The following is an 897-nucleotide window of genomic DNA, read 5'->3' on the forward strand; positions in this document are numbered from 1 at the left end:
CGTTCGTTCAACCGGACCAGTTTCGGACAGGTCAAAGCGGTCGAGATCCTTTCGCCGCAGCGCATCCGGTTCGATTTGTCCGCCTCGAACGACCGGGAACTGCCGCTGATCATCGCGACTATGCCGGTGCTCCCGGCTCATGCGACCAATCCGGATACTTTCGCCAACACCACGCTGACACCGCCGATCGGTTCCGGGCCATACCGCATCAAGGAAGTCAAACCGGGCGAGCGGATCGTGCTCGAGAAGCGGAAGGATTATTGGGGCGAGGACCTGCCGATCACCAGGGGGCTCCTGAACTTCAACGAGATCCAGTACGATTTCTATCGCGATGCCAATACGTTGTTCGAAGCTTTCAAAGCAGGACTTTATGATTATCGCGTCGAAGGAGATGCCACCCGGTGGGCGAAAGGATACGACATTCCCTCCGTTCGAGACGGGAAGATCATTCGCGAGACGCTCCCGATTTTGACGCCGAAAGGGATGAACGGATTCGTATTCAACAGCCGAAAACCCCTCTTCAAGGACGTCCGGGTGCGCGAGGCCCTTGGCTACGTTCTCGATTTCGATTGGATCAACCGCAATCTGTTCTTCGGCCTGCTCCAGCGGTCGACGAGCTATTTCGCCGATTCTGATCTGTCCTCTTACGGCGAGGCTCCAACCGCGCGCGAACGGACGCTCCTGGCGCCGTATTCGGACATCGTCCGCCCCGACATTCTCGAAGGACGTTGGACCATTCCCGCGAACGACGGCACCGGCCGCGATCGGGACGCGGCCCACCATGCGTTGGCGCTTCTGGACCAGGATGGCGCATTGACCGAGGGGTCATGCGCAACAAGGCCGGCCAACGGCGACCCCTTCACCTTCGAGCTGCTGGTGAACTCACGGCCCCAGGAG

General features: G+C 59.8%; 1 protein-coding gene. It reads left to right on the forward strand.

What is annotated here, in order from left to right; all coding sequences use genetic code 11:
- A partial coding sequence (locus AC1DT3_RS22805) for an ABC transporter substrate-binding protein (protein WP_477467441.1) occupies window positions 1-897 on the forward strand: 897 nt, incomplete at both ends.

The organism is Microvirga sp. P4_G7, from assembly GCF_056401005.1.